The 24,528-nt window shown below is 38.0% G+C and carries 20 protein-coding genes and 2 tRNA genes; 7 read left to right on the top strand and 15 right to left on the bottom strand.

What is annotated here, in order from left to right:
• Positions 1-69 precede the first annotated feature (69 nt).
• On the top strand, positions 70-1,086 hold the full coding sequence (murB, locus tag ABD676_RS05545) for a UDP-N-acetylmuramate dehydrogenase (protein WP_344673599.1): 1,017 nt from the start codon (positions 70-72) through the stop codon (positions 1,084-1,086).
• A gap of 267 nt (positions 1,087-1,353) precedes the next feature.
• On the top strand, positions 1,354-1,869 hold the full coding sequence (locus tag ABD676_RS05540) for an RNA polymerase sigma factor (protein ID WP_344673598.1): 516 nt from the start codon (positions 1,354-1,356) through the stop codon (positions 1,867-1,869).
• A gap of 147 nt (positions 1,870-2,016) precedes the next feature.
• On the opposite strand, the gene ABD676_RS05535 is transcribed toward ABD676_RS05540, so the two are convergent.
• The 11 genes from ABD676_RS05535 to mgtE all read right to left on the bottom strand — a co-directional run bounded on the left by ABD676_RS05535 (position 2,017) and on the right by mgtE (position 10,716).
• Positions 2,017-2,937 carry a PfkB family carbohydrate kinase gene (locus tag ABD676_RS05535; protein ID WP_344673597.1) on the bottom strand — a complete coding sequence of 307 codons (921 nt, stop codon included), beginning with the start codon at positions 2,935-2,937 and terminating at the stop codon, positions 2,017-2,019.
• A gap of 58 nt (positions 2,938-2,995) precedes the next feature.
• Positions 2,996-3,069: transfer RNA gene (locus tag ABD676_RS05530), tRNA-Asn, on the bottom strand.
• An 844-nt stretch (positions 3,070-3,913) separates the two neighbouring features.
• Positions 3,914-4,534: a low molecular weight phosphatase family protein gene (locus ABD676_RS05525; RefSeq protein WP_344673596.1), complete on the bottom strand. Its 621-nt coding sequence runs from the start codon at positions 4,532-4,534 to the stop codon at positions 3,914-3,916.
• Positions 4,535-5,155, bottom strand: a complete 621-nt coding sequence (locus ABD676_RS05520) for a class I SAM-dependent methyltransferase (protein ID WP_344673595.1) — start codon at positions 5,153-5,155, stop codon at positions 4,535-4,537. It abuts the gene before it with no gap.
• Positions 5,156-5,169: 14 nt separating this feature from the next.
• Positions 5,170-5,640, bottom strand: coding sequence for a DUF6428 family protein (locus ABD676_RS05515; RefSeq protein ID WP_344673594.1), 471 nt, complete (start codon positions 5,638-5,640; stop codon positions 5,170-5,172).
• A gap of 66 nt (positions 5,641-5,706) precedes the next feature.
• The gene (locus tag ABD676_RS05510; protein WP_344673593.1) at positions 5,707-6,036 is read right to left on the bottom strand and encodes an ArsR/SmtB family transcription factor; all 330 of its coding nucleotides are present in this window, start codon (positions 6,034-6,036) and stop codon (positions 5,707-5,709) included.
• A gap of 148 nt (positions 6,037-6,184) precedes the next feature.
• Positions 6,185-6,898 carry a hypothetical protein gene (locus ABD676_RS05505; RefSeq protein WP_344673592.1) on the bottom strand — a complete coding sequence of 238 codons (714 nt, stop codon included), beginning with the start codon at positions 6,896-6,898 and terminating at the stop codon, positions 6,185-6,187.
• 99 nt (positions 6,899-6,997) lie between these two features.
• A complete protein-coding gene (locus ABD676_RS05500; protein ID WP_344673591.1) occupies positions 6,998-8,287 on the bottom strand; it encodes a sensor histidine kinase in 1,290 nt (429 codons plus the stop codon).
• A gap of 9 nt (positions 8,288-8,296) precedes the next feature.
• On the bottom strand, positions 8,297-8,923 hold the full coding sequence (locus tag ABD676_RS05495; protein WP_344673590.1) for a response regulator: 627 nt from the start codon (positions 8,921-8,923) through the stop codon (positions 8,297-8,299).
• Positions 8,924-9,159: 236 nt separating this feature from the next.
• A tRNA-Asn gene (locus ABD676_RS05490) sits at positions 9,160-9,233 on the bottom strand.
• 109 nt (positions 9,234-9,342) lie between these two features.
• Positions 9,343-10,716, bottom strand: coding sequence for a magnesium transporter (gene mgtE / locus ABD676_RS05485; RefSeq protein ID WP_344673589.1), 1,374 nt, complete (start codon positions 10,714-10,716; stop codon positions 9,343-9,345).
• A gap of 1,461 nt (positions 10,717-12,177) precedes the next feature.
• On the opposite strand from mgtE, the gene ABD676_RS05480 reads away from it, so the two are divergent.
• Positions 12,178-14,997: a hypothetical protein gene (locus tag ABD676_RS05480; protein ID WP_344673588.1), complete on the top strand. Its 2,820-nt coding sequence runs from the start codon at positions 12,178-12,180 to the stop codon at positions 14,995-14,997.
• Positions 14,998-15,133: 136 nt separating this feature from the next.
• Here ABD676_RS05480 and ABD676_RS05475 read toward each other — a convergent pair whose 3' ends face one another.
• Together ABD676_RS05475 and sppA are read right to left on the bottom strand one after the other, a co-directional pair.
• Complete coding sequence (locus tag ABD676_RS05475; protein ID WP_344673587.1) at positions 15,134-16,324, bottom strand: phosphoglycerate kinase; 1,191 nt, start codon at positions 16,322-16,324, stop codon at positions 15,134-15,136.
• A gap of 87 nt (positions 16,325-16,411) precedes the next feature.
• Positions 16,412-18,181 (bottom strand): signal peptide peptidase SppA, encoded by a 1,770-nt coding sequence (sppA, locus tag ABD676_RS05470; protein ID WP_344673586.1) that lies wholly within the window; start codon positions 18,179-18,181, stop codon positions 16,412-16,414.
• 75 nt (positions 18,182-18,256) lie between these two features.
• Between sppA and folK the strand changes: the two genes are divergently transcribed.
• Both folK and ABD676_RS05460 read left to right on the top strand, forming a co-directional pair.
• Positions 18,257-18,742: a 2-amino-4-hydroxy-6-hydroxymethyldihydropteridine diphosphokinase gene (gene folK, locus ABD676_RS05465; protein WP_344673585.1), complete on the top strand. Its 486-nt coding sequence runs from the start codon at positions 18,257-18,259 to the stop codon at positions 18,740-18,742.
• Positions 18,742-19,095 carry an Hpt domain-containing protein gene (locus ABD676_RS05460; protein WP_344673584.1) on the top strand — a complete coding sequence of 118 codons (354 nt, stop codon included), beginning with the start codon at positions 18,742-18,744 and terminating at the stop codon, positions 19,093-19,095. Before folK ends, ABD676_RS05460 begins: the two co-directional genes overlap by 1 nt.
• On the opposite strand, the gene pssA is transcribed toward ABD676_RS05460, so the two are convergent.
• Complete coding sequence (pssA, locus tag ABD676_RS05455) at positions 19,074-19,775, bottom strand: CDP-diacylglycerol--serine O-phosphatidyltransferase (protein WP_344673583.1); 702 nt, start codon at positions 19,773-19,775, stop codon at positions 19,074-19,076. The genes ABD676_RS05460 and pssA overlap by 22 nt on opposite strands.
• A gap of 62 nt (positions 19,776-19,837) precedes the next feature.
• Positions 19,838-21,334, bottom strand: a complete 1,497-nt coding sequence (gene rho, locus ABD676_RS05450) for a transcription termination factor Rho (protein WP_344673582.1) — start codon at positions 21,332-21,334, stop codon at positions 19,838-19,840.
• Between the two features lie 333 nt (positions 21,335-21,667).
• Between rho and ABD676_RS05445 the strand changes: the two genes are divergently transcribed.
• Both ABD676_RS05445 and ABD676_RS05440 read left to right on the top strand, forming a co-directional pair.
• Positions 21,668-23,383 carry an MFS transporter gene (locus ABD676_RS05445; RefSeq protein ID WP_344673581.1) on the top strand — a complete coding sequence of 572 codons (1,716 nt, stop codon included), beginning with the start codon at positions 21,668-21,670 and terminating at the stop codon, positions 23,381-23,383.
• 244 nt (positions 23,384-23,627) lie between these two features.
• The gene (locus tag ABD676_RS05440) at positions 23,628-24,488 is read left to right on the top strand and encodes an N-acetylglucosamine kinase (protein ID WP_344673580.1); all 861 of its coding nucleotides are present in this window, start codon (positions 23,628-23,630) and stop codon (positions 24,486-24,488) included.
• Positions 24,489-24,528: the final 40 nt, after the last annotated feature.

Below are 24,528 nucleotides of genomic sequence, written 5' to 3'. Positions count from 1 at the left end.
TTCCCTATCTTTACGCCTTAACTAAAGATAGCTTAATTTTTCGAACTTTTAAAAGATTCGGTCAAAAAAATGAAAAACGAACTACAGCAACACATCTCCCTTAAAAAGCTCAACAGTTTTGGTATTGAATCCATTGCCGAGCAATACATCAAGATCCAAGATGAGCGTACGCTCGTAGACCTTTTTGACCAACAGCTATTTCAATCTGAATTCTTCATTCTCGGTGGAGGTAGCAATGTGCTATTCACGAAAGATTACCCCGGATTGATCGTCCATATGGCTAATAAAGGAATTCAACATTTCATTGAAGCCTCTCATGTTTTTATTACGGCCGAAGCTGGTGAAGTATGGAATGACCTAGTATGGTATGCCATAGAACATGATTTCCCTGGAATGGAAAACATGGCACTTATCCCAGGAACAGTTGGTGCATCGCCTATTCAAAATATCGGTGCATACGGACAAGAATTGATGCATATCTTTTATTCTTGCCGTGCATTTGATACCGAAACTGGTGAATTTGTCACCTTCTCCAATGATGATTGTCAGTTCTCCTACCGTGACAGTATCTTTAAAAAACAACATAAAGGCAGGTTTATTATCTGCAGTGTCACTTATAAATTAGAATTGTTCGGAAAAGTAAACACTTCCTATGGGGCAATTGAAGCCGAGCTTCAGAAAAGAGGCATCCTAGAGCCTTCTATTAAAGATGTTGCCGAAGTGGTATCCCATATCCGCGTAGAGAAACTTCCAGACCCTTCTACAGTCGGAAATGCCGGAAGTTTTTTCAAAAACCCCATTATTTCCTCAGCACAATTCCTATCGTTAAAAAATCAATTTCCTGAAATTGTTCATTACCCTATTAATGAAAACTTTGAAAAGATCGCAGCAGGATGGTTAATAGAGCAATGCGGTTGGAAAGGTAAAAAAGTTGGGCAAGTTCAAGTGTGGAAAAATCAAGCTTTGGTCATCACAAATGTAGGTGATGCAACTGGTAATGAGATCTTTCAAATAGCGTCTACTATTGTGGACGATGTACAGAACAGGTTTGGCATACACTTGGAACAAGAAGTTAATCTCTTATAAAAGTTTTCCACATTTTCGCGAACATCGAAATTATTTTATTATAAAACAACAAATCGCCTTCAACAGGCTATAAGCAACGATTATCAATAAATTTTAGATTTCTTTAGACGAAAGTCAATAAGCCCTTTCCGGAATATTCCACAATTCCGATCATTTTCTTGCACAATCCTTGCACCTAGCTTAACTCCTAAGTGACAATGTTATTGAATCTTAGCGTAGGTTAACCTGCGAATCGCATCATTTAACTATACTATAATCACTAATTGTATGAACAAGCTCGATTTTAACTCATTAGTCGTACAACATTCGGAATCCCTAAGAAGTTATGCTAGAAACTTCACGAGAGATTCAGAGGATGCTAACGATCTAGTGCAGGATACGTTATTGAAGGCAGTAACGTACTTCAAGAATTTTAGAGACGGAACGAATCTTCGTGGATGGCTTTATACCATTATGAAAAACACGTTTATCAATAATTACCGTCGAGTTGTTAAAACTAACTCTTTCATCACCAAGGAAGAGGAAATCTCCCAAACAAATCTAGTTGTGTCAGCGGCCAAGAATAAAGGCGAAAACAAATTTGTCATGGAAGACATCAATTATGCCTTATCTAAACTTTCCGACGAGTATTATGTACCTTTTACGATGTATTTCGAAGGTTACAAATACCATGAAATCTCCGATCACTTAAAGATTCCTATTGGAACTGTGAAAACTAGAATACATGTCGCTCGGAAATCCATGAAAAAAACCTTGGCAGCGTATAAATTTGAAGCCGAATAAGCTTTCAACGAATACAGCTGATAAAAAAATATCCCAAATGTTTTCAGCAGACTGGAAACATTTGGGATCTTATCAAATTCTTTATTGACCTTTCAGGTCATAACAGGAAACCTTGGAATAATAATTCCCATTCGCTCCCCTATTCTTTTATTCTGCAATCTCAAATTTAGAAAGACGAACAAATTGTTGAATTCGTTCATTAATCTCTTCTTTTGTTAGATTTTGCAAACGCTCAGTACCAAATTTCTCTACACAGAAGGATGCTAATGCTGAACCGAAGATCAATGCATTTTTCATGTTGGTGAAGTTGATGGACTGTAATTTTGCTAAGTAACCAATAAATCCACCAGCGAAAGAGTCACCTGCTCCAGTAGGATCAAACACATCAGCAAGTGGCAATGCAGGAGCTGAGAAAATCTGACCTTCACCAAATAACAACGCACCGTGCTCGCCCTTTTTAATGATTAAGTATTTAGGACCCATCGTCAAGATCTTTTCTGCAGCTTTTACTAAGGAGTATTCTCCAGACAATTGTCTTGCTTCAGCATCATTAATGGTCAATACATCCACTTTCTTCAACACTTCCAATAGACCATCCATCGCGATGTCCATCCAGAAATTCATGGTATCCAGAACCACCAATTTCGGTTTGTTCTCCAAGCGTTCCAATGTTGCCATTTGAACAGAAGGAGTCAAATTACCCAACAACAAATATTCACAGTCTTGGTAGTTAGCAGGAATTTTAGGATCAAAATCAGCCAAAACATTCAATTCCGTGATTAATGTATCACGACTATTCATGTCATTGTGGTATTTTCCAGACCAGAAGAATGATTTACCACCAGGGATAATTTCCACACCTTCTACATCAATCCCTTTGCTAGTCAGGATGGATAGGTTTTCATCACCAAAGTCTTCACCAATCACAGAAACCAATTTCACCTTCGGATATAAGAATGAAGCGGCCAAACCAGCAAATGTTGCTGCACCACCTACAATTTTATCGGTTTTACCAAATGGCGTCTCGATGGCGTCAAAGGCAACTGTACCTACAATTACTAAACTCATGAATGCTTTTTTTTAAATAAAAAAAATGCCGGCATCTAGGCCGGCTTGTTGTTTTGTGCTCCTGAAGCTGGGCTCGAACCAGCGACCCTCTGATTAACAGTCAGATGCTCTAACCAACTGAGCTATTCAGGATTCTCGTTAATGACTTGCTGTCATCTTTAAAGTGGTACAAAAATAGGACTTTACATTTTAATTGCCAAACTTTTTGTTAAAAAATCTTCGTTTATCCGCATTAAAGCCAACAAACAACAAAAAATCAAGCACTTAATCTTTTCAAATATCATTTAAAACCAGAAAAATAAATTCACCTATCCCCATTTTAAAAGTTTAAATACTAAAAAAACGAACAGACATTCCGATTATGCAAAGTACTACTCCTACGTAAAGGTGCTTTTAAATGAGATTTTAGAAAACAGAAATCAGATAACAGACATTTATGTCATCTATCTTTCGTCTCACATCCAGTAGTGCAGTCGTCTAAAATCGAACAGCTGAGCTGTCTCAAAAGGTAGGGGTATGGCGGGCGATGCATGTATTGCCCCTACAAACAATCGTGATTTTGTTGTTCCAGACCACCATAACTGTAGGGTCGAAGCATGCTTCGACCGTTATCCAAAATCCAATAAATTCTATCTCGTCAATAGGTCTAAAATCTGGCGTCTTTTGTCTGTTGTCTCATCTGTTTATCTCACATCTAACAGCGCAGTGGTCTCATATCTCCTATCTATTTCTGTTATCTTTTGTCTGTCGTCTGATGTCTTTCCTTCGACACTCTTTCGGATCTCCTTCGGAACTTGTTCGGATCTCCTTCGGATCTCGTTCGGTTAGAAGCGAACGAGATCCGAAGGAGATCCCTATCAGATCCAAGGAAATTCCGTTTGAATACCAAAGCAAACCCTCAGGAAATTAGACTGAAAAGCGAATGAAATAAGCAACAAATCAAAAGCAATAAATAAGCTATTTTAATGCTGAATACTTAAACGATATATTGAAAAAGGAGTTTCATTTCACGAGCTATTTGAATACTTCTTTCCAGGTACACTTTCTCTTCCTCTGCTGTACCATCGGCTATTTTAGGATCTTCAAAGGGCAAGGCTACTCGTAAAAGTGCTCCTGGCACGAACGGACATCCTTGATCTGCTTCTGAACAAGTCATGATGGCTATAAAATCGCCTTTCAATAGGCTATCATCTTGAAGATTTTTGGAAAACGATAGGATGCTTGCTCTATTATCAGCGTATTGAATTTCATAGTGAGGGTTCGCTTTTTGTTCTGGAATAGCAATTTCAAATCCTTGCTGGATCAATGTTTGAACTACCTGCTGATTTAAGGCGGTTATCTCCGTCCCTGCCGAGCTGAATGTAATTTCATGAACTTGATGGTGTTCAGCAATTACATGAGCCCAGATCTGTGCAAAATGGCTTCTGCGGGAATTGTGAGTACAGATGAACCGAAGTTCAACAGGAAGCCTTTGATCAAGGCGCGCTTTAACCTGATGGGCTAATTCTTTTAAAACCGTTGCTCTTTCCGTTGGAACTTGATTGGCGTCCAAGGAATTCAAGAACTCGTCTATTTTAGGATAGATTGCTGTTTCCATTTATTGGTGCTCAAAATAGGCAAATAAAAATTCCTGTTCGGTAGCAAATGGTGTGGGATGGATCAGTCTTTTGCTAGAATGCATGGAAAAATCTTTCGAAAAAAATTGCTCCAGTTGCTCTTCGGTGTACTGTTGAATTTCAATTCCACTGCATTTAGTTGGACCTTGATCAGAAAACGTGGCGACAAGCATTTTACCATTAGGCTTGATAACCTTCGAAACCAAAGCCGCGTAAGCTTCTTGATCAGCCGGGTTGGTTAGGAAATGAAAGGCTGCACGGTCATGCCAGAAATCAAAAGTTTGTTCCGGAGTATAATCGACCACATCAGATACCACCCAGTTTACTAGTTCCGCACGATCTCCTAATCTTTTCTTGGCGCGTGTAATGGCCTCCTCCGAGATATCCAAAACCGTGATGTGTTCATAGCTCTGATCCAGTAAATAGTCAACCAGAAAGGAGTCTCCTGCACCAACATCTATTATTTGCGCATCCTTATCCAGATTGGCAGACTGAATATAAGCCAAAGATGCTTCAGGATTGGGTTGGTACCAGCTTACTTCTTCTAAAGCTTTGCTCTGGTAAATCATTTCCCAATGCGCTTTTCGTTCTGTAAGGTTCATCTTAATTCCTTAAATTAACAACAACCTGATCCAGGTGCGCAAGAAATGACATTCAAACTCGACAAAGGTTTTTTAATTTTTTCTGCTGGAATACCACATGCATCCTCTGCTAAACAGGCTGTTTGTTTATTACGAAGAACGAAAAGGGATTTAGTAGCATCAAATTCCAAATCAAAACGACCTATTGTTGCCCCTTGATACTCTACTTCTACCTCTGCATCTTGTAAACCCAATTGTTCTTCAGATAGTGTGATAATTTTGGATAGTTTACCAGGCTCTAACCGATGATCGGTATCATTCGCGAACCAAAGTTGGAAGTTTACAAACTTCTCATGACGGACAACACCTCCGCAGTCGATGAAGTCACGTTGGATTTGACCAACCTCTGTCACATGGAAATGAGCAGGAACTTCTTCCCCTCCTTCTACAACAAATGTCAATTGATCTAATGTTGGCAATAATGCCTTAATAGCTGATAGTTTCATAGCTGTTACTTTTTATGTTAGAATTAATCATATCGGTATATTACGATGTAAGGGGTTAAAAAATTTTTAGCAACAAGATTTAACGCTAAGCTCCTGTTTGAAGAGGTCTTTAATTTCTGCCTGAATGCTTCCCCAAACTTCTTGATTAATGCAGTAGCACACTGATTTCCCTTCAATTGTCCCTTGAATGATACCACTTTCTTTTAAAGCTTTCAGGTGTTGGGAGATGGTAGCCTGCGCCAATCCCAGCTCATCGACCAAATCATTGCAAATACAACCCTCTTGCTTGGCTACGTATTCCAAAATAGCTAAACGTGCAGGGTGCCCCAAAACTTTGAAGTAGTTGGCCAATCGGTTCTGCTTGGCATTAAAAATGTCGGATTTAGTAATTCCCATGGATAATATACCAGATTATACATCGCAATATTACGATATTAAAATTAAAAGTTTAGATTTTTTTTGTCATGGAAATCTCTTTTTCACTTGATAACCCGAAAAAATTAAATAGTAAAGCATAACGGCTATGCTTTACTTGAAAAGATCATTATCTTTTAATTCGATGCCAGGTTGCTGACCCCAATTTAAAGGTAGAACCGTCGTTACTCACGACAAATTCATGATAGGTTCCCGGTTGCCATCCTGAGCCTGGATAATAGGAGTGGTTTTTGGCGCTATAACTGTTCTTTCCAGTTTTTTTAACTTCGGTAAAGAAAATACCTCCCACTGCTTCTTTTGGAAATTTAGAGCCACCATGAATTAGTCTACCAGTGCCGGACCTATCTGAATCTATCCATACCACTTCTCCTGTTGCAGGAAATTTCCAAGCACCAGAGATTTGGCCAAACCCGCTATTTAAACCAGGCGACCCAATAGCATCTTCCACATAAAAACATCCATTAGCGGTTCCATAATGCGTCCGTTCTTCACAATCCATACTGTAAGAATAGCCTAAATCCTTAGCTGATTTATCTGCATGATAAATATATTCAAAATGGGTATATATCCCGGGATAATTCTGGTCCCCATTAACAACAATCCGCTTAATCTCTCCAGGACTAAAATCAATATTCTCCTCATCCATCACGACACAAGAAAAATGCTCTTCGAAATGAAACATACTACCGCTTGAATAGGGATAACCAACATATTTTCGGATTTCAAGAACTCCTTTTTCCATTTTTTCACACGCAGAAAAAGGAAGTATCAATAATACAGATAGCAGGGCATAGCCCGCACGTAGAAAATTAAATGATTTCATAATTTCAATAGTTAAATAACAAGGGTTTGATGCATCAAAACTATTGGGAAATTATAAAGTCAACAATACCGAAAAAGGGGAATAAGGATATAAGGAATATTAAAAATTGGTAAAGACAGTGGCTGTAATTTTCGTTCCGTTTTCATCCGATTGGAAGTCGATTTCTCCACGCAGCTTCTCTATTCGCTTGCGCATGGACTTTAGTCCATATCCATCTTTATTGTCGGACAAAAGCCCAATACCGTTGTCTTGAATGACAATATTTATGAATTGCGAATCGGCATTAATCGTCAGGTTGACCTGTTTTGCTTGACTGTGCTTCACACAATTGTTAAAAGCCTCCTTAAGAAACAACAAGAGGTTATACCGAACTTCTGCATGCAGTTTAGACTCGGGATCTTCCAAATGGGAATGGTACTGAAAGGTCATGTCGGTACAATCAAAATAAGATTCGCCATAGCGAATGCAATACTCTTCAAAGTTCTTTAGGTTATCATTATCCGGATTTATAGACCAAAGCATCTCACGCATGGACCGGTTCATATGCTCGGAGATTTTAATCAGGTTATCGATCTCTTCCGAATTAAGGTCTTGAGGCAATTGCTTTTTCAGGATCTCCGACTGCAATTTAATGGCTGAAATTCCTGCGCCAAGTTCATCGTGCATATCAAAAGCAATCCGCTCGCGCTCGCGATGCAAGGACTTTTCTTTTTCTAACTTTTGCGTTTTCACCAAGTTCTCCAAGCGCTCATTTTCTCTTTTTTGTTCACTCTCCTTGGTGATAATGGCCAAAAAGAAAAAACAAAAACAGACTAATATTTCAACTTGAAAAATGATAAATCCCGATACATATCGATTGAGCCCAAACCAGCTATCCCCAAAGTAAATCAGCACTGCACATGCAATTACGGCTAATAAACCGCAAAAAATATACTTGTTATACCCTCTTCGATCTCTACTGATGTGGTATAGCAGAACTGCAATCAGGAACAGATCAAACACGGTATAAAGCGATTTATACCATTCGTTAATAGTATTAAAAATAGGATAACCCGACATGAGTAGCCTGGAAACAATACCAATTCCGATAAAAACTATCCCTCCAATCAGACTAAATCGGACAAGTTTACTCGAACGTAGATCTAAAAAAGAAAGCATAAAGACATAAAAAAATAGCACTACTGCCTTTCTGGAGACTCGCACCCAAGTAAAATCCCCATTGACCACCTCCAAGCGGAGGATGAGGTTAACTGCGAAGGACAGGCTCAATAAAGCCAAAAACAGATAATATCGACTTTGCTTCTCATAAAAATATTTGAACACCAAATACAGGATAAAACAAATGTTAAACCCGATATTCAGTAAACTAAAGTAAGTTTCATTGATCATACATGGGAGTTAACTGTTTTGCCGCAAGAAGTTAATCGCTTCAACCTTATTACCTACCCCCAATTTCCGATAAATATTGCTAATATGTTTCTTAACGGTTTCAACGGAAACATTTTTACTATAGGCAATTTCCTTGTATTGCTGCCCTTTCGCCAATAGCTCCAATACCTGTTGCTCGGTTTTCGATAAACCCATAGGCTTGTTGGGCTTTGTTTCTTGGTCCCGGAAAAATCGCACGACCTTCTGCGCAATGGCATTAGACATTGGGACTCCACCATTGAAGGCATCATGAATGGCCTTGACAATATTCTCCATGCTCTCCCCTTTTATCAAATAACCAACCGCACCAGCACGGAAAGACTCGTAGACTTTTTCATCATCCTCAAAACTGGTGATGACAACAAAACTCGTTTCTGGCAATTGATCTTTCAATTGCTTGATGATGGCACTACCCGAATGGTCTTGCAAATGCAAATCCATCAACACCACGTCTGGACGAAGCGAAGGCAATTGGACCAAGGCATCTGAACCTGTATAGAGCTGCGCTATACAAACAAACTCCTTATGGATATCCAACAACCTTTTCAGGGTATTGTTATAAAACTTCTCATCTTCAACAATAGCTACGGAAATCATAAATAGAGGTTTTAACAAAGATTGGCATTCCGAATTATATTCACAATAACGATTTCGTGTAATATGTTGTTTATGGAATGTTGGTAAAGGATGATTTTAAATTCTCTCTGGAATAAAGGAGCTTTAGGAATAACACCCCTCTATTTTCTCAAGATCTAATAGCCGCCCTAGGTCTAACTACTAAATACGAACTACTATATACTAAAAAAAGCTTGTCGAATGACAAGCTTTTTCTGCTCCTGAAGCTGGGCTCGAACCAGCGACCCTCTGATTAACAGTCAGATGCTCTAACCAACTGAGCTATTCAGGAATTTCACTACCCCTTTCGGTTTCAGTGATGCAATTATCGGAAGTTTCACCGACAAGTGCAAATATTTTTTTTCGATTTTCTGCAATTCATTCAGAACCAATCAGAATAATTAAAACAGAACGTCTCGAAGGATTAAAGTTGCGAACGAAAAGTAGATGATTAACCCCGTTACATCGACAATAGTGGATACAAACGGTGCCGAAGAACTCGCTGGGTCAGCCCCGAAACGACGAAGAATGAACGGCAACATCGACCCAATTAAGGAACCCCATAACACCACCCCTACCAAGGACAAGCCGATAGCTGCAGAATACAGGTACCAGATATCGCCATATTTGTGGGAAATCAATTCATCAACCGCGATGCGGAAGAAGCCTAATATCCCCAGGATAATACCCAATAGTAATCCAGATATTATTTCTCTTCGCATAACAAACCACCAGTCACGAAGCGTCACCTCACCCATGGCCATGGCCTGAATGATCAAGGTGGATGCTTGGGAACCGGAGTTACCACCACTAGACATGATTACAGGCATCAGGAGGACCAGAATGATGTTCATCCTATCCTCATAGTGCTGAAGCACATTAAAAGTCAACAGCTGGCCTAAAAATAGCACGATAAGCCATCCTGCTCTTTTCTTCACAAGGTGAAATATGGATACATCCAGATACGGTTCATCTAAAGCTTCCGTACCCCCCATACGTTGCATATCTTCCGAGTACTCTTCGTTAGCAACCCAAAGGATATCATCGATCGTCACAATACCTAACATGATGTCCTTTTCATCCACTACCGGAAGTGCCACACGATTGTTCATACGGAATATCGTTACTGCTTCTTCCTGCGGATCATTTGCCTTCAGAGATATCAAACGGTTATCGATAAGATCGGCAACCACTTTATCCTCTTCAGCAACTAAGACATCTTTAATCCGGATATCGTCTATCAGTTTACCTTCGGCATCAATAACGTATAACACGTCGATGGTTTCTGAGGCACTACCGTATCGACGGATGTGATCCAGGACTCGAGGCATCGTCCAATGCTCTTTGACCGTGATGTAGTCAGGCGTCATCAGACGTCCAACGGAATCTTCCGGATACCCCAATAGGGAAAGAGCTTCCTTACGTTCCTCAGGAGTAAGGAGGATAATCAAGCGCTTTACGACATCACCTGAAAGCTCACTGAAAAATGAGGTCCGGTCATCCGGTGGCAATTCATTAAGAAGTTCTCTGATTTTTGAGTTCGGTAGTTTTTTGAAAATACGTTCCTGGGTTGGGAAGTCCAAGATACGGAACACGTTTACCGACCGCTTTATACTTAGTATCTCAAGAAACAAGGGGCCATATTCCGGGAGCTCATCGATCAGCTCCTCTACATCTGAAATGTTTAACTCATTCAAATAATCTGCAAGCTCGGCCCTATCACCACGTTCTATCAATTGCTCGACATGCGCAACAAGCATTGCTAATTCTTCCATACGCCTCCTTTATTTATATGATCCTACATTGGTCCCTAAAAATTCTTTGTGCAAAAGTCGTTTTTTTTAATTGAAAAACAACAGGAATTACAAACTAATTAGTAATAGTCTAATTTAACCTCTTTTATAGGATGAAAAGAAAAGCAGCATAAAACAGATTTAATCATATCATTATCAAGCTATTTTTCAATTACAAAAAGCATTAAAATTGACAAAGATGAAGTGAAAATAAAAACAAACAAAAACTGTCATTTTTATTTATTTGTTAATTTTATTGACACGGAAAGAGGTTTAACAAAACAAAAAGTAGATTTAAGACTATTCACAATGACCAAACAATACTTAAAAGCAATTCATTGAAATAATTTAACCTTTTCTTTACTATTTTAATCTTGTAATAATAGTGGAAAAGATGGATAATGCAAATTCAACAAGTTGATTTTACTTGAAATATCTACCAAGGAAAAAGAGCCTTATATTCTAAACTATACACATCAAAATTCTGGCAATGGAAGGGCTATCTCAACAGCCGCAACACAGGCAAAAACACATGCTTCCAATGAGCATAATTCCAATCTAGAAAGCACTATCAAAAAACTAGATTCATCACTACAAATGAAACCCTAAATTCAAAGACATTTTGATCGATAATATTTAAGATCAATTTGAAGTAATTAGACAAGCTGAATTTACTAATTTCATCCTTGTAGACTCTATCAAATGACCAATGTCCAAGAACTAGAATTGCAAGGCAAATTGAATCTAATATCTCCTAGAAGAATCAAACCCCTCAGAGGTTAAAACAAAGTCAGAACCTGCATGCAATTCACACCCAAAATCAAAATCCAATTCATACAAAATCTTCAAACAGGACCCTAAGTTGACAAACAAACTTTTGAAGTTATGTGATAAAATATATTAGACAATATTAGGGAAACAGGATAGAGATTATTCGAAACAACATGTCAGTATGTCAGTATGTCTTAGAAGATTTTATAAGTTGAAATTTTAAAAGTAGACTCATAAAATATCACTTAAAAATTCAGTGATATTCTGAACTTCAAAATGAGTTGAATTTTTTCGAGCAAAAATATGTCCTTAAAAAATTGGAATCAGAAACGAGTCGACAACAAAACTCACTGCTTAGAACTAAAAAATAGGGGTCAGCTAATATCTTAAATTTCAACAAAGCCAAAAAACAGCAGGCCAATAGCAACAAATTTGGTAAATAATTCGAAATAGTCTACATTTACAGAGCTTGTTTTAGAAAGGCAAACAGTTCTTACAAAAACTTAAAAAGAGGTCATTTTTAATCAAAAAACAGCAAAAATATATCATTTTAAATTTTACCTTTAAACACTTATATTCAATAGTTTATATATGACTATATAAATCTATAAACTATATAATACAAGTATTTCTTACTAATATATTTAGCATTAGCCTATTTTTAGCATATTTATGAAATATAAGCATATATTTATCAGCATATTAACTGTATTATTATTAACAATAAATACATCACACTTATTTTCACAGATTTTTGACTACGATCAACCCTCTCCTAAGGTGAAATGGAGACAAATCAACAGTCCGAATTTTCAGCTGATCTACCCACAAGAGTTTGAAAGCAGTGCCTCGCTCCTAGCCCAACAAATACAAACCATGCTTGATAATGCCTCGGAGGATTTAAAGATCAAGCCTAAAAAAATCTCGATAATTTTTCAAGAAAATCACATTGAACAAAATGGTTTCGTTCAATTAGCACCTCGAAAAGTGGAACTGTATAGCACCCCAGGGCCGGCTACCGACAACACTGCTTGGCTTCCCAACCTGATACAACATGAGCTTCGACATGTAGCACAGTTTGACAAATTGACAGGTAAAATCAAAGGACCATTTTTCGAACAACTAGCCTTGGCTTTATATGGTATTCACCTTCCAGCTTGGTACTTTGAGGGCGATGCAGTTGATATCGAAACCCGATTTTCCAATGGTGGTAGAGGCCGGTCGAACGATTGGTTTTTACCTCTAAAAGCAAATTTACTGAGTGGAAGAAATTACACTTTTAGTAAGAACATCATTGGTTCTTATAAGGACATTACTCCTTCCTATTACTTGACCGGATATGTGATGAATGCCTACCTAAACAACACAAAAGGAGAAGCTGTGAAAGAGCAAATCCTAAAGGATATGAGCCGCCATTTATTAAGACCTTACAACTTCAATTTGGCTCTAAAAAAACATACTGGTTTATACAGTCATCAGCTCCATCAAATTAGTATGGACAGCCTAAATAAGGTATGGCAAACGAGCTGGAAAAACCAAGAAGGAGACCTATTAGCAAACCAAGATGACCGCTATTTCTCCAGCTATTTCTTACCACAAACGAATGCTTCCAACCTTATCTATGCTTTAAAAGAGAGCCCGCAAAGGATAGATGAGATCGTTGAAATCGAGGGTGAAAAGCAAAAAAGCATCCTAAAATTGGGTTATCAGCTGAGACCTTATTTTAATATTAACAACAATAATATAGTTTGGGAAGAAACCCGAAGAGATGCTCGATTTGGGAAACAGACCTATAATATTATCCGAATTTTTGATTTCAAGACGAAAAAAAGCCATGATCTCAGCAAAAACAGCCGCTTTTACAGCCCTATAATCGATGCAAATTCTCAAAACGTATATGCAGTTCATGTAAATGAAAACAATGTCTCCAGCCTCGTTAAAATCGAAATTTCCACAAAATCAGTAAGTGAAATCATAAATTTAGCGGATGGATCACAGTTATTACAACCATCTTTAAACAGTGACAATACGAAAATAGTTGCCATCGTTATTGGAGAAAAAGGCAATAATCTGATCGAAATTGACCTGCAAACAAAGGCTACTCGATGGCTACTTCGTTGGTCAAATCAAGAACTGGAACGACCAGTTTACAGCGAAAAAGGCATCGTATTTAAGGGGCAAAGTTCGGATGCGGACAACCTATTTCTTATCGATAATTCGGACAATCAGCTCTATCAAATCAGTGAATCTCAACTTGGATTCCGTAATCCGAGCATAGGAAATCAAGGCGAAATCCTTTACAATAGCTATCGTTATAACGGCTATAAGATGGCAAAACTGAACTTGAATACGGTAGAAAAAACAAGAATTTCGCTGCTAGAATACGTCCCAACACTAGTAGATAGCACCGTAAAAGAGCCTTATTTTCTACCAAATTCAGCTGAGAATGTCGGACTAACTAGTAAAAAATACAGTCCTTGGAGCCACTTTTTGAACTTCCATAGCCTTAGTATTAGCGCGAATAATTTCGAAAGTTTCGATAATTACAAGCCTGGAATCTTCTGGATTGCGAATGATTTACTCCATACTTCGCAATTAAAATTGGGTTATGAGTATGATTTAGAAAGAGAAAAAAGCACCTATTCTGCGGAGATTTCTTATCAACGATACTTCCCAAAACTGACTTTTGCCTATAAAAACCGAGGTATGGTAGGGCAAGCCAAGGTAGCAAATAAGCCAAATGAGACTATAAATTTTGACTACAGAGAGCACGTTTATACCTTAGATTTACAGGTTCCTTTTCAAAAATACCGCGGGAAAGACCTATATAGCTATGGTTTAAACTTCGGTACTTCTTATCAAAAACGTTATGATTTAAGCTTAAATACCATTCGAAGCTTTCAATATGAGATAGCTTTTCCATTGAATTATCAGGTATATTTCAACAGAAATCAACGCCGTAGCAATATGGATCTGGTACCGAGATGGGGGCAAAACATCAGTTTTGTTTACCGTCATGTACCCTTTAGCAACAACATGAATGGGCAATATTTCAGTTTGAAAAGCAACTTCTATTTCCCTGGATTTTATGCTAACCATGCCTTTCAGGCAAGGTTCTCTTGGCAACATGGAGACGGTCGATACTTAGCATCCAATGAGCTTCCCATGGTTGGTGGATGGGCACATTTTAAGTCGGAAAAGGTGGATAATACCCTACTCTTAAACTACCGTTTCCCTATTGCTTACCCAGACTGGTCGATAGGCCCTCTAGCTTATGTAAAACGCTTTCACGGGTATCTATTTAGCGACCATCAAAACGTTGGAAAGAACAATTTAGCGCCTGCTTCCTATGGCGTAGGATTGTCCGTAGACTTCAATTTATTACGATATAAACTGCCAGATTTTGGCTTTGGATCCAAATTAAGCTATATCAATCACCCTAGTGCTAGAGGAAAAATAGTACCTAGCTTTAGTTTCAATTATAGTTATTAAAGCATTAAAAGGAATTGGGAGATTAAGAAAAGGAAGACTCAGAACAAGCAAAAACTCTTGAGTGATGGGTTTTTGAAATTAAAAAAGCCGCAGTGATTGTTTCACTGCGGCTTTTTTAATATGCTTATTATCTTAATTAATCAAGAATAGCTGCTACACCTGGAAGTGTTTTTCCTTCCATGTATTCCAATAAAGCACCACCACCGGTACTTACATAGCTTACATGTTCGGTCATTCCAAACTTAGAGATTGCTGCTGCAGAATCACCTCCACCAATCAAAGAAAAAGCGCCTCTTTCAGTAGCAGCAACGACAGCATTTGCTACTGCGCGAGTACCTTTTTCAAAGGTTTCCATCTCAAATACACCCATTGGACCGTTCCATAATAAGGTATTTGAAGCCATAATTACATCGTGGAAATGCTCAGAAGATTCCTTTCCTATATCTAAACCTTGCATGTCAGCAGGGATTTCATCATTAGGACCATCATATACATTCGCATCATTAGCAAAACGATCTGCAATTTGAGCATCTGTAGGCAATACCAAATTCACCCCTTTTTCTTCTGCTTTCTTCACTAAATCATTCGCTAGATCCAATTTATCTAATTCGACAAGAGATTTACCGATCTCACCACCACGTGCTTTAATAAAGGTATAAGCCATACCTCCACCGATGATTAGGTTATCAACTTTATCCAATAAAGCCTCGATCAACTCCAATTTATCAGATACTTTAGCACCACCCATAATAGCGGTAAAAGGACGCTCCGGGTGGTTCATCACTTTCTCTGCATTGGCAATTTCCTTTGCCATTAAGTATCCGAAGTATTTATTATTCGGGAAGTTTTCTGCGATAATAGCGGTTGAAGCATGCGCACGGTGTGCTGTTCCAAAGGCATCATTCACATAAACATCACCTAAATCCGCTAATTTCTTAGCGAAATCTTTATCGCCTTTCTCTTCTTCTTTATAGAAGCGTAAGTTTTCCAATAAAAGCACTTCACCAGGTTTTAGGGCTGCTGCTTTTTCCTTAGCTTCTTCACCAATACAATCATTAGCAAATTGTACCTCTACACCTAAAACTTCAGATAAATGCTTTACAATATGTTTAAGCGAAAATTTATCCGTAGGACCTTCTTTTGGTCTACCCAAATGCGACATCAAGATAACAGAACCGCCATCGTTCAAGATCTTTTTGATCGTTGGTAATGCGCCTTGAATTCTATTATCATCGGTTATTTGGAAGTTCTCGTCTAGGGGTACATTGAAATCAACTCTGATCAATGCTTTTTTTCCATTAAAATTTAAATCGTCGATAGTTTTCATCTTATGTTTTATTTCCGGTTGATTTTACGTGTCTAAAGATATAAAAAAGGCGCTGATCTCAAAACTCGAATCAGCGCCTTTTTATGTTTAATATATTTCAACTAAATACGGTATCCTCGCTTGAATCCCGCTTTGTTTGCTTACTTTTTTCAATTCACTGTAATACTTGACATAGTCACCTAGTTCGTCCTCTAGCATCCATATTTTGATCTTCTCTTTTGAAGTGGAGAGAATGCTTGAAAATGGATCTTTCATACGAGGGTACTCAGAAACACGGTAATTATCTAATTTTGCTTTTTTTGCTGCTGCTTTAATTGCCTCATCTAAATTCGCTACTCGGTCAACCAATTTCAAATCTACAGCTTGTTTACCAGTCCATACACGACCTTGACCAATGCTATCCACATAGGCAACATCCAATTTACGGCCATCAGCAACGCGTTTCATGAATACTTGATAGATTTTATTGACACCTCCTTGTATAATGGTCTTCTCTTCTTCGGTCAACGGACGATCCATATCTACGTCCATATCGGCAAATTTAGCTGTTTTAACCGCATCAAAATGAACACCTAACTTCTCGTTGAAGAGTTTTTGGAAATTAGGAATCATACCGAATACCCCAATAGAACCTGTTAAGGTAGTAGGATCAGCAAAAATTGAATCTGCAGCAGCAGAGATATAATAACCTCCAGACGCAGCATAGTCACCCATGGAAACAATTACAGGCTTCACCTTTTTCGTAAGATCTACCTCACGCCAGATATTTTCGGATGCCAAGGCAGAACCACCTGGAGAGTTAACACGCAATACTACAGCCTTAACCTTATCGTCTAGACGTAACTGACGGAGCTCACGAGATAATTTATCACCACCAATCTGACCATCCATCCCCTCTCCATCAATAATCTCCCCATAGGCATACAATACAGCTATACGATCACCTCCAGCTTCACCTGAACTCGGCTTATTCGTATAGTCTAAGATCGACACATAAGGAATATCCTTCTTCTCTTCTATTCCAAGTTTCGCGCGAATCTTTGCGAATACCTCATCCTTATATAATAGGTTGTTTACAAATCCATATTTCTTTGCATCTTCTGGTTCACGAATTAAATAACCATTGGCTATCCCACGAAGACTGTCAACAGATAATTTTTTACTAGCTGAAATATCAGAAAGAAAAGTATCATAAATACTACCCAAATACGAATTCACCTGTTCCTTATTCGCCTCACTCATGCTGTTCATCATAAATGGTTCGACTGCACTCTTATAGGTACCAACCTTTAAGATTTGCATATCAATACCCAATTTATCCATAGCTTCTTTGAAGAACATCACGGAAGTAGCCAAACCACGGAAATCAAGACTTCCTTGTGGGTTCAAATAAATCTCATCTGCAGCGCTATTGATATAATAGCCTTTTTGGCTCATGACATCGGAGAAAGCTACAACAAACTTACCTGAAGTTTTGAAATCTAAAATAGCTTCCCGAATTGCTTTTGCAGTTGGGAATCCTGCATTCACACCTGAAACATTTAAGTAAATTCCTTTAATATTACCATCATCTTTGGCAGCCTTAATGCGAGAAACCATATCATTCAAACCAAGACTACGAGCACCGGAGTAACCCGGTAAGTCTAAATTCTCAAATGGGTTAGGTTCTGTTTTTTCGGTAATGGCATGATCAAGGTTAATCAGTAATACCGCGTTACTAGGTGTAACTGTTTCGGATTTACTGCCCACGGAACTTACCATGGCGCCGATAATTCCAATCATAATAAAGAACATCAAGACACTGAAAATCAATATCCCTGTAATAGTCGCTAATACGTATTTAAAAAATGCTTTCATCAATAATTTTTTGTCGCTGTCGTAAAAATAAGTTATTATTTGAATTATCCTATTAACAATTCTTATATTAAACACATGAATCAGGTTTACGTTTTGTTAGGTGCTAATATTGGCGATCCATTAAATCAACTTGCACAGGCACGCGAACAGATTAGTCGGAAATTAGGACATATCGAGCAAGCATCCAGCATCTATGAATCTGAGGCTTGGGGTGAAGAAGACCAGCCCATTTTTTTAAATCAAGTGTTATTAGTAGAAAGCGAGCTTTCTGCAGAGGAATTTTTACAGATTGCTTTAAGTATAGAGAATGATTTAGGAAGAATCCGCTTTAAGAAATGGGGTTCTCGTGTAATAGACATCGATATGCTATACTATAACGAGGAAATTATTGATTCTGAGAATTTGAAGATACCACATCCATTTTTACATCAACGCAACTTTACCCTAGTTCCTTTAGTCGAAATTTCGCCACAATATATACATCCGGTTTTAAAGAAATCAAACAAAGACTTATTATTGGGGTCAAAAGACCAATTGTTAGTGAATATTTTAAAATCATAATGAATTACAAGATCATTAATCCCGAATTCATCCTGTCAAACATGATGAACAATGTTGATGTAGTTAAGCAAATGATCGGAATGTTTTTAGGACAAGGAAAGGAAGATTTCCAAGAACTTAAACAAGCCATAGGGAAGGAAGATTACATAGAGATCAAAAGTAAAGCACATCACATTAAGCCAACTATGGAATATATTGGTGCCAGCAACATCAGACTACAATTCCAGGAACTAGAATCGCAAGCAGAAGCAAAGGCAGCATTCTCGGACATCCAGCAGATTTTCACCAAACTAGAACAAGATTTTACCCTAGCGATGGAAGAACTGGAAGATTATGCCTCTACTTTGTCTTGATTATCCAGTGACTTTTCGGAAGAAAAATGGATGTAAGAAAAGAAAATATAGAGTACCAGAATAATCGGAAGAGCTAAAAATTTCAAGAAAATCAATAATATAACACTTGTTATTAGGAACAGGTATTTATACTTATTGACCGCCCACTTCAAAGAACTCAACTTCATAGAGAACAGTTTTATCTCGGAGACCAGCAATAAACTGGATACGATCGTAATCAACAATAACACATAAGTATTGATGATTGCCGGAAACTGCTGTGCTATAAAAGGAAGTGAAATAATAACAAAGGTATTCATAGGTGTGTTCACACCGATAAAGTCTGTAGTTTGTCTGGTATCGATATTGAATTTAGCTAAACGTAATGCGGAGAATACCGTCAGGATATAGGCTAAATAAGGTAAATACTCATTCGTAGTCGACTCTTTTAATAACATGTAAAGAATCGTACCTGGTAAGAAGCCAAAGCTTATCACATCCGCTAAAGAGTCCAATTCCTTTCCAATCAATGATTTTACGTGTAATGCTCTAGCCGACATTCCATCAAAGAAATCGAATATCCCGGAGGCAAGGACACAGTAAAAAGCATAGTTAAACTCCCCGCGCAAAGCCATGATCACACCGATACATCCGGAAAAAAGATTGAGGGAGGTTATGGTATTTGGAATGTATTTCTTCATAAATAAAAAAAAGCCATCTTCTTAACAAAGATGGCTCAAAAATATCAATTAATCATGGCATTTTAGCCATTCATACTAATTAAAAATTCGGAATTGGACTTCGTACCACGCATTTGAGTCAATAAGAATTCCATAGCTTCTTGAGAATTCATATCCGCCAAATGGTTTCTTAATACCCACATACGTTGCATTTCCTCGCGATCAACCAATAGGTCATCACGACGCGTGCTGGATGCTGTCAAGTCAATTGCAGGGAAGATACGTTTGTTAGACAATTTACGATCCAACTGCAATTCCATGTTACCAGTACCTTTGAATTCCTCGAAGATTACCTCATCCATTTTAGAACCTGTCTCGGTCAAGGCAGTAGCTAAAATAGTAAGTGAACCACCGTTTTCAATGTTACGGGCAGCACCAAAGAAGCGCTTAGGTTTGTGTAAAGCATTCGCATCCACACCACCTGAAAGAATCTTTCCAGATGCCGGAGCTACGGTATTATAGGCACGTGCAAGACGTGTAATGGAATCCAATAGGATAACCACATCATGTCCACACTCTACCATACGTTTTGCTTTTTCCAATACGATGTTAGCAATCTTTACGTGCCGATCAGCAGGCTCATCAAAAGTAGATGATACTACTTCTGCACGTACGCTACGTGCCATGTCTGTTACCTCCTCTGGACGCTCATCGATTAATAAGATAATCAAATAAACCTCTGGGTGATTCTTAGCAATGGCATTAGCTACTTCTTTCAACAAGTTCGTTTTACCTGTTTTCGGTTGAGCTACGATCAATCCACGCTGACCTTTACCGATTGGGGTAAATAAGTCCATGATTCTAGTCGAATAATTACCTGGACCTAAGTCAAGATTTAATTTCTCATCCGGGAATAATGGCGTTAAATAATCAAATGGTACACGGTCTCTAACCTCTGCAGGATCTTGACCATTAATCGCTTCTACACGAACTAATGGAAAATATTTTTCACCTTCTTTCGGAGGGCGAATACATCCACGCACATTATCACCAGTCTTAAGACCGAATAATTTAATCTGCGATTGCGATACATAAATATCGTCTGGAGAAGTCAAGTAATTATAATCCGAAGAACGAAGGAATCCATATCCATCAGACATGATTTCCAATACACCCTCATTGACAATAACATTATCAAAGTCAGTAGCATTTGATTTTGCTGCTGCTGGTTCAGGTGGAGTGGAAGGTCTTGGGGTTTCTACTTGTTCAGGTTCGGAAGGAGCACTAGGGAAATCAATTTTGGGTTGTTCTTCTTCTGAAGATTTCTTACGACCTACTGCAACAGGCTCTGCAACCTTGACGGTACGTACGCGCTTGCGCGGACGATCTGCACCTTCAAACTCTTCTGTCTCGGTAGCTGGCGCTTCTTCAGAACGAGCTTGTTGTGCCTCTTGGGCTATTACAGTAATACGATCTATTAACTCTTGCTTTCTAAGCTTTTCGGCATCACTGATACCAAGAACTTTAGCGATCTCGCGCAATTCAGACACGAGTTTCGTATTCAATTCATTAATATCCATTAATTTATTCTATGATTTATAGGATTTTTTATTTTTAAATGAAATTGTATTTCTCAAAACTTCTTGAATGTAAGATGGGATTCAGGTAAATCAAAATCTTTTCTTTAACAGATTTTCCATATACCTTACTGAAAGACAATTTTTAGAACCGCCACAAAGAAAAAAAGAAGAAATGTAATTTCAAAAGAAAAATAGTAATTTTTTTTCAATTCCTCACTATCTAAAGGACAGACAAACTTAGTAAATTGTTTTAGCACTCTGTTAATTTATAAGATAAATCAAAAAAAAATTCTTTATTTGTGTCTTTAAAATTATAAATCAGCTAAGATTCATATGAATAACCAACAAACAAACACCAATTACCCCGCACTGTACACCCTCATTGTGGTGTTCTTTTTCTGGGGATTTATCGCCGCTGGTAACAGTGTCTTTATTCCTTTCTGTAAAAATTATTTCCATCTAGATCAATTTCAATCCCAATTAATTGACTTTGCTTTCTATACGGCATATTACATTGGAGCACTTTTGCTATTTATCTTTGGTACAATCTCCGGAAAAGATCTTGTCGGCAAGTGGGGATATAAACGAAGTATTGTTTATGGTTTGTTATTCTCCGCCTTAGGTGCTGCTGCCATGATTGTTGCTGTTGAGGTGAATATCTACCTTGGAATGTTAATTGGATTATTTATCGTAGCCTTAGGATTCTCCCTACAACAAACTGCTGCAAACCCCTTTGCGGTGTTATTAGGTGATCCTAAAACCGGTGCATCTCGTGTAAACCTTGGTGGTGGTATTAACTCCTTAGGAACGACTATTGGCCCCTTAATTATTGGATTTGCCTTATTTGGTACTTTTGAAACCATCTCCGATGATCAGATTGCAAATCTGCCTTTAAATAAAGTGGTTTATCTCTATGTAGGTGTTGGTCTATTGTTCCTATTAGCCTCTGCCCTATTTTACTTTTCCAAGAAAGTTCCTGATGGTTACAATTTAGAACCTATGGAGCCTGCTAATAAAGCCAGAACAACCTTAATCATTATGACTGTGCTTTTATTATGTGCATTTATTCCTGTGTTCACCAGTTATAATTCTGATGCAGCACTTGAAATAGAGAAGTTAAAAGAATTAGTAAAAACCAACACGGACATCAGCATTGCTGAGAATCTGAAGGCTTTATCGCATAAACTAGAGCTGAGTCGTATGTTCTGGTTACTAGGAGCTTTGGTAGTGGTTGTTGGTGGATTGTTATTTTCATACAGTTCAGCTAAAAAGAACCCAGCAGGTTGGGGAGCTATGAAATACCCGCAATTGGTATTGGGTATGTTAGCCCTATTTGTCTATGTAGGGATAGAAGTAGCTATTGGTTCTAACCTAGGCGAATTATTAACTTTAAAAGAATTCGGGAATTTACAATCGTCTCAGATCACGCCCTATGTAAGTATGTATTGGGGCGGTATGATGATTGGGCGTTGGGCAGGAGCAATCACTGCATTTAATTTAACCAGTTCCAGAAAGCAATTATTAACTATTATTGTTCCAATAATAGCCTTTAGTATCATTATCGGCGTCAATACGATGGCTGGCTTTGACATGTCTGTATTGTACTTCTACATCATCTGTGTGGCAATTCAAATTGTTGCCTTCTTTATCAGTAAAGAGAAACCAGTTCGCACGCTTATTATCTTCGGAACCTTTGGTTTATTAGCTATGATTGTCGGGTTATTATCCAGCGGTACTGTTGCGATTTATGCATTCCTTTCAGGTGGTTTAGCTTGTTCCATTATGTGGGGTTCAATCTTCAGTCTATCCATCCAAGGATTAGGCAAATATACAGAACAAGGATCTGCGTTTTTAGTCATGATGATTTTAGGTGGAGGTATCATCCCGCCTATCCAAGGAAAACTGTCGGATATCATTGGTATCCACAACTCTTATATCGTTCCAGTGATTGGCTTTGTGTACATCATTATCTTTGCAATTTTGGTTCGTAAATTCTTAACGAAACAAGGTATTAATATTGATGATATTGAAGCTGAGGGCGCTCACTAAATAGCCAACTAATTGTAAAAAATACACTAAGTAGTTAAACATTTCTTAACCTTACAAGAAGCTCACAATCAGTAGATTGTGAGCTTTTATGTGTAATTACACCATTTTTCGATAGCTTTTATTTTGATTATATCGCATAAAAATTCTTATTTTTAGCAATAAATCCCTTATTTTGGGGACAGTACTTAAAAATTACCATTGTAAAACGAACAAACAAGTTAATAAAATTTAAATCTATTAGATAATGATAATAATTGCAGATGGAGGGTCTACAAAAACAAACTGGTGTTTGTTAGATGATTCTAATAAAAAGATCTATTTCAACACCGAGGGTTACAACCCATATTTTGTAGATAGCGATTACATTGTTGCATCCCTTAAAAAAGGACTACCACAGGATATTCCATTCGAAAAGATCACTGAGGTAAATTATTATGGTGCAGGTGTACACAATGAAGAGAAGGCAAAGATTGTAGAAGACGCTATCCAAGTGGTATTCCCACAAGCTAAAGTCGAAGTTGGCCATGACTTATTAGCTGCTGCTCGTGCATTATTAGGAAATAATCCAGGATTTGCTGCAATTCTTGGAACAGGTACAAACTCCTGTATTTATGATGGTAAAGATATTACCCACAACATTGACTCTGCAGCTTATATCTTAGGCGATGAAGGAAGTGGAAGTTATATCGGAAAGAAATTATTGACAGACTTCATCCGTGGGCTTATGCCTAAGGATGTAGCTGAAGTATTCTACGAAACATACAAATTATCTCCAGACGAAATTATGGATAATGTATATACAAAACCACTAGCAAACCGCTTCTGCGCTAGCTTCAGCAAGTTTGTATATGACAACAACGTGAATCTTCAATATACACGTAAAATCGTTGATGATGCTTTCGAAGCATTCTTCAATAACTTGGTTAGCAAATACCCAGACTACCAAACCTATACATTTAACTGTATCGGTTCAGTAGGCTACAACTTCCGTAATGTACTGGAAGAAAAAGCTACGCAATATGGCATGAAAGTAGGAAAAATCCTTCGCTCCCCTATTGATGACCTGGTTCAATTCCACATCAATAGAGCACAAAGCGTTGCATAAAATACAAAAGGCCCCATAAGGGGCCTTTTGTAGTATTTAG

The organism is Sphingobacterium kyonggiense (assembly GCF_039536825.1).
In the GTDB taxonomy this organism is placed as follows: Bacteria; Bacteroidota; Bacteroidia; order Sphingobacteriales; family Sphingobacteriaceae; genus Sphingobacterium; species Sphingobacterium kyonggiense.
The sequence above is the reverse complement of the archived record's forward strand: the minus strand, read 5'-3'. Positions and strand labels throughout refer to the sequence as shown.

Excerpts from the sequence above, each read along its gene's own strand:
- ABD676_RS05540 (WP_344673598.1), top strand. The coding sequence starts at position 1,354 with ATGAACAAGCTCGATTTTAACTCATTAGTCGTACAACATTCGGAATCC.
- folK (WP_344673585.1), top strand. The coding sequence starts at position 18,257 with ATGAATCAGGTTTACGTTTTGTTAGGTGCTAATATTGGCGATCCATTA.
- sppA (WP_344673586.1), bottom strand. The coding sequence starts at position 18,181 with ATGAAAGCATTTTTTAAATACGTATTAGCGACTATTACAGGGATATTG.
- ABD676_RS05515 (WP_344673594.1), bottom strand. The coding sequence starts at position 5,640 with ATGAAACTATCAGCTATTAAGGCATTATTGCCAACATTAGATCAATTG.
- ABD676_RS05480 (WP_344673588.1), top strand. The coding sequence starts at position 12,178 with ATGAAATATAAGCATATATTTATCAGCATATTAACTGTATTATTATTA.
- ABD676_RS05440 (WP_344673580.1), top strand. The coding sequence starts at position 23,628 with ATGATAATAATTGCAGATGGAGGGTCTACAAAAACAAACTGGTGTTTG.
- murB (WP_344673599.1), top strand. The coding sequence starts at position 70 with ATGAAAAACGAACTACAGCAACACATCTCCCTTAAAAAGCTCAACAGT.
- ABD676_RS05445 (WP_344673581.1), top strand. The coding sequence starts at position 21,668 with ATGAATAACCAACAAACAAACACCAATTACCCCGCACTGTACACCCTC.
- ABD676_RS05460 (WP_344673584.1), top strand. The coding sequence starts at position 18,742 with ATGAATTACAAGATCATTAATCCCGAATTCATCCTGTCAAACATGATG.
- pssA (WP_344673583.1), bottom strand. The coding sequence starts at position 19,775 with ATGAAGAAATACATTCCAAATACCATAACCTCCCTCAATCTTTTTTCC.
- rho (WP_344673582.1), bottom strand. The coding sequence starts at position 21,334 with ATGGATATTAATGAATTGAATACGAAACTCGTGTCTGAATTGCGCGAG.
- mgtE (WP_344673589.1), bottom strand. The coding sequence starts at position 10,716 with ATGGAAGAATTAGCAATGCTTGTTGCGCATGTCGAGCAATTGATAGAA.
- ABD676_RS05525 (WP_344673596.1), bottom strand. The coding sequence starts at position 4,534 with ATGGAAACAGCAATCTATCCTAAAATAGACGAGTTCTTGAATTCCTTG.
- ABD676_RS05495 (WP_344673590.1), bottom strand. The coding sequence starts at position 8,923 with ATGATTTCCGTAGCTATTGTTGAAGATGAGAAGTTTTATAACAATACC.
- ABD676_RS05505 (WP_344673592.1), bottom strand. The coding sequence starts at position 6,898 with ATGAAATCATTTAATTTTCTACGTGCGGGCTATGCCCTGCTATCTGTA.
- ABD676_RS05475 (WP_344673587.1), bottom strand. The coding sequence starts at position 16,324 with ATGAAAACTATCGACGATTTAAATTTTAATGGAAAAAAAGCATTGATC.
- ABD676_RS05535 (WP_344673597.1), bottom strand. The coding sequence starts at position 2,937 with ATGAGTTTAGTAATTGTAGGTACAGTTGCCTTTGACGCCATCGAGACG.
- ABD676_RS05520 (WP_344673595.1), bottom strand. The coding sequence starts at position 5,155 with ATGAACCTTACAGAACGAAAAGCGCATTGGGAAATGATTTACCAGAGC.
- ABD676_RS05500 (WP_344673591.1), bottom strand. The coding sequence starts at position 8,287 with ATGATCAATGAAACTTACTTTAGTTTACTGAATATCGGGTTTAACATT.
- ABD676_RS05510 (WP_344673593.1), bottom strand. The coding sequence starts at position 6,036 with ATGGGAATTACTAAATCCGACATTTTTAATGCCAAGCAGAACCGATTG.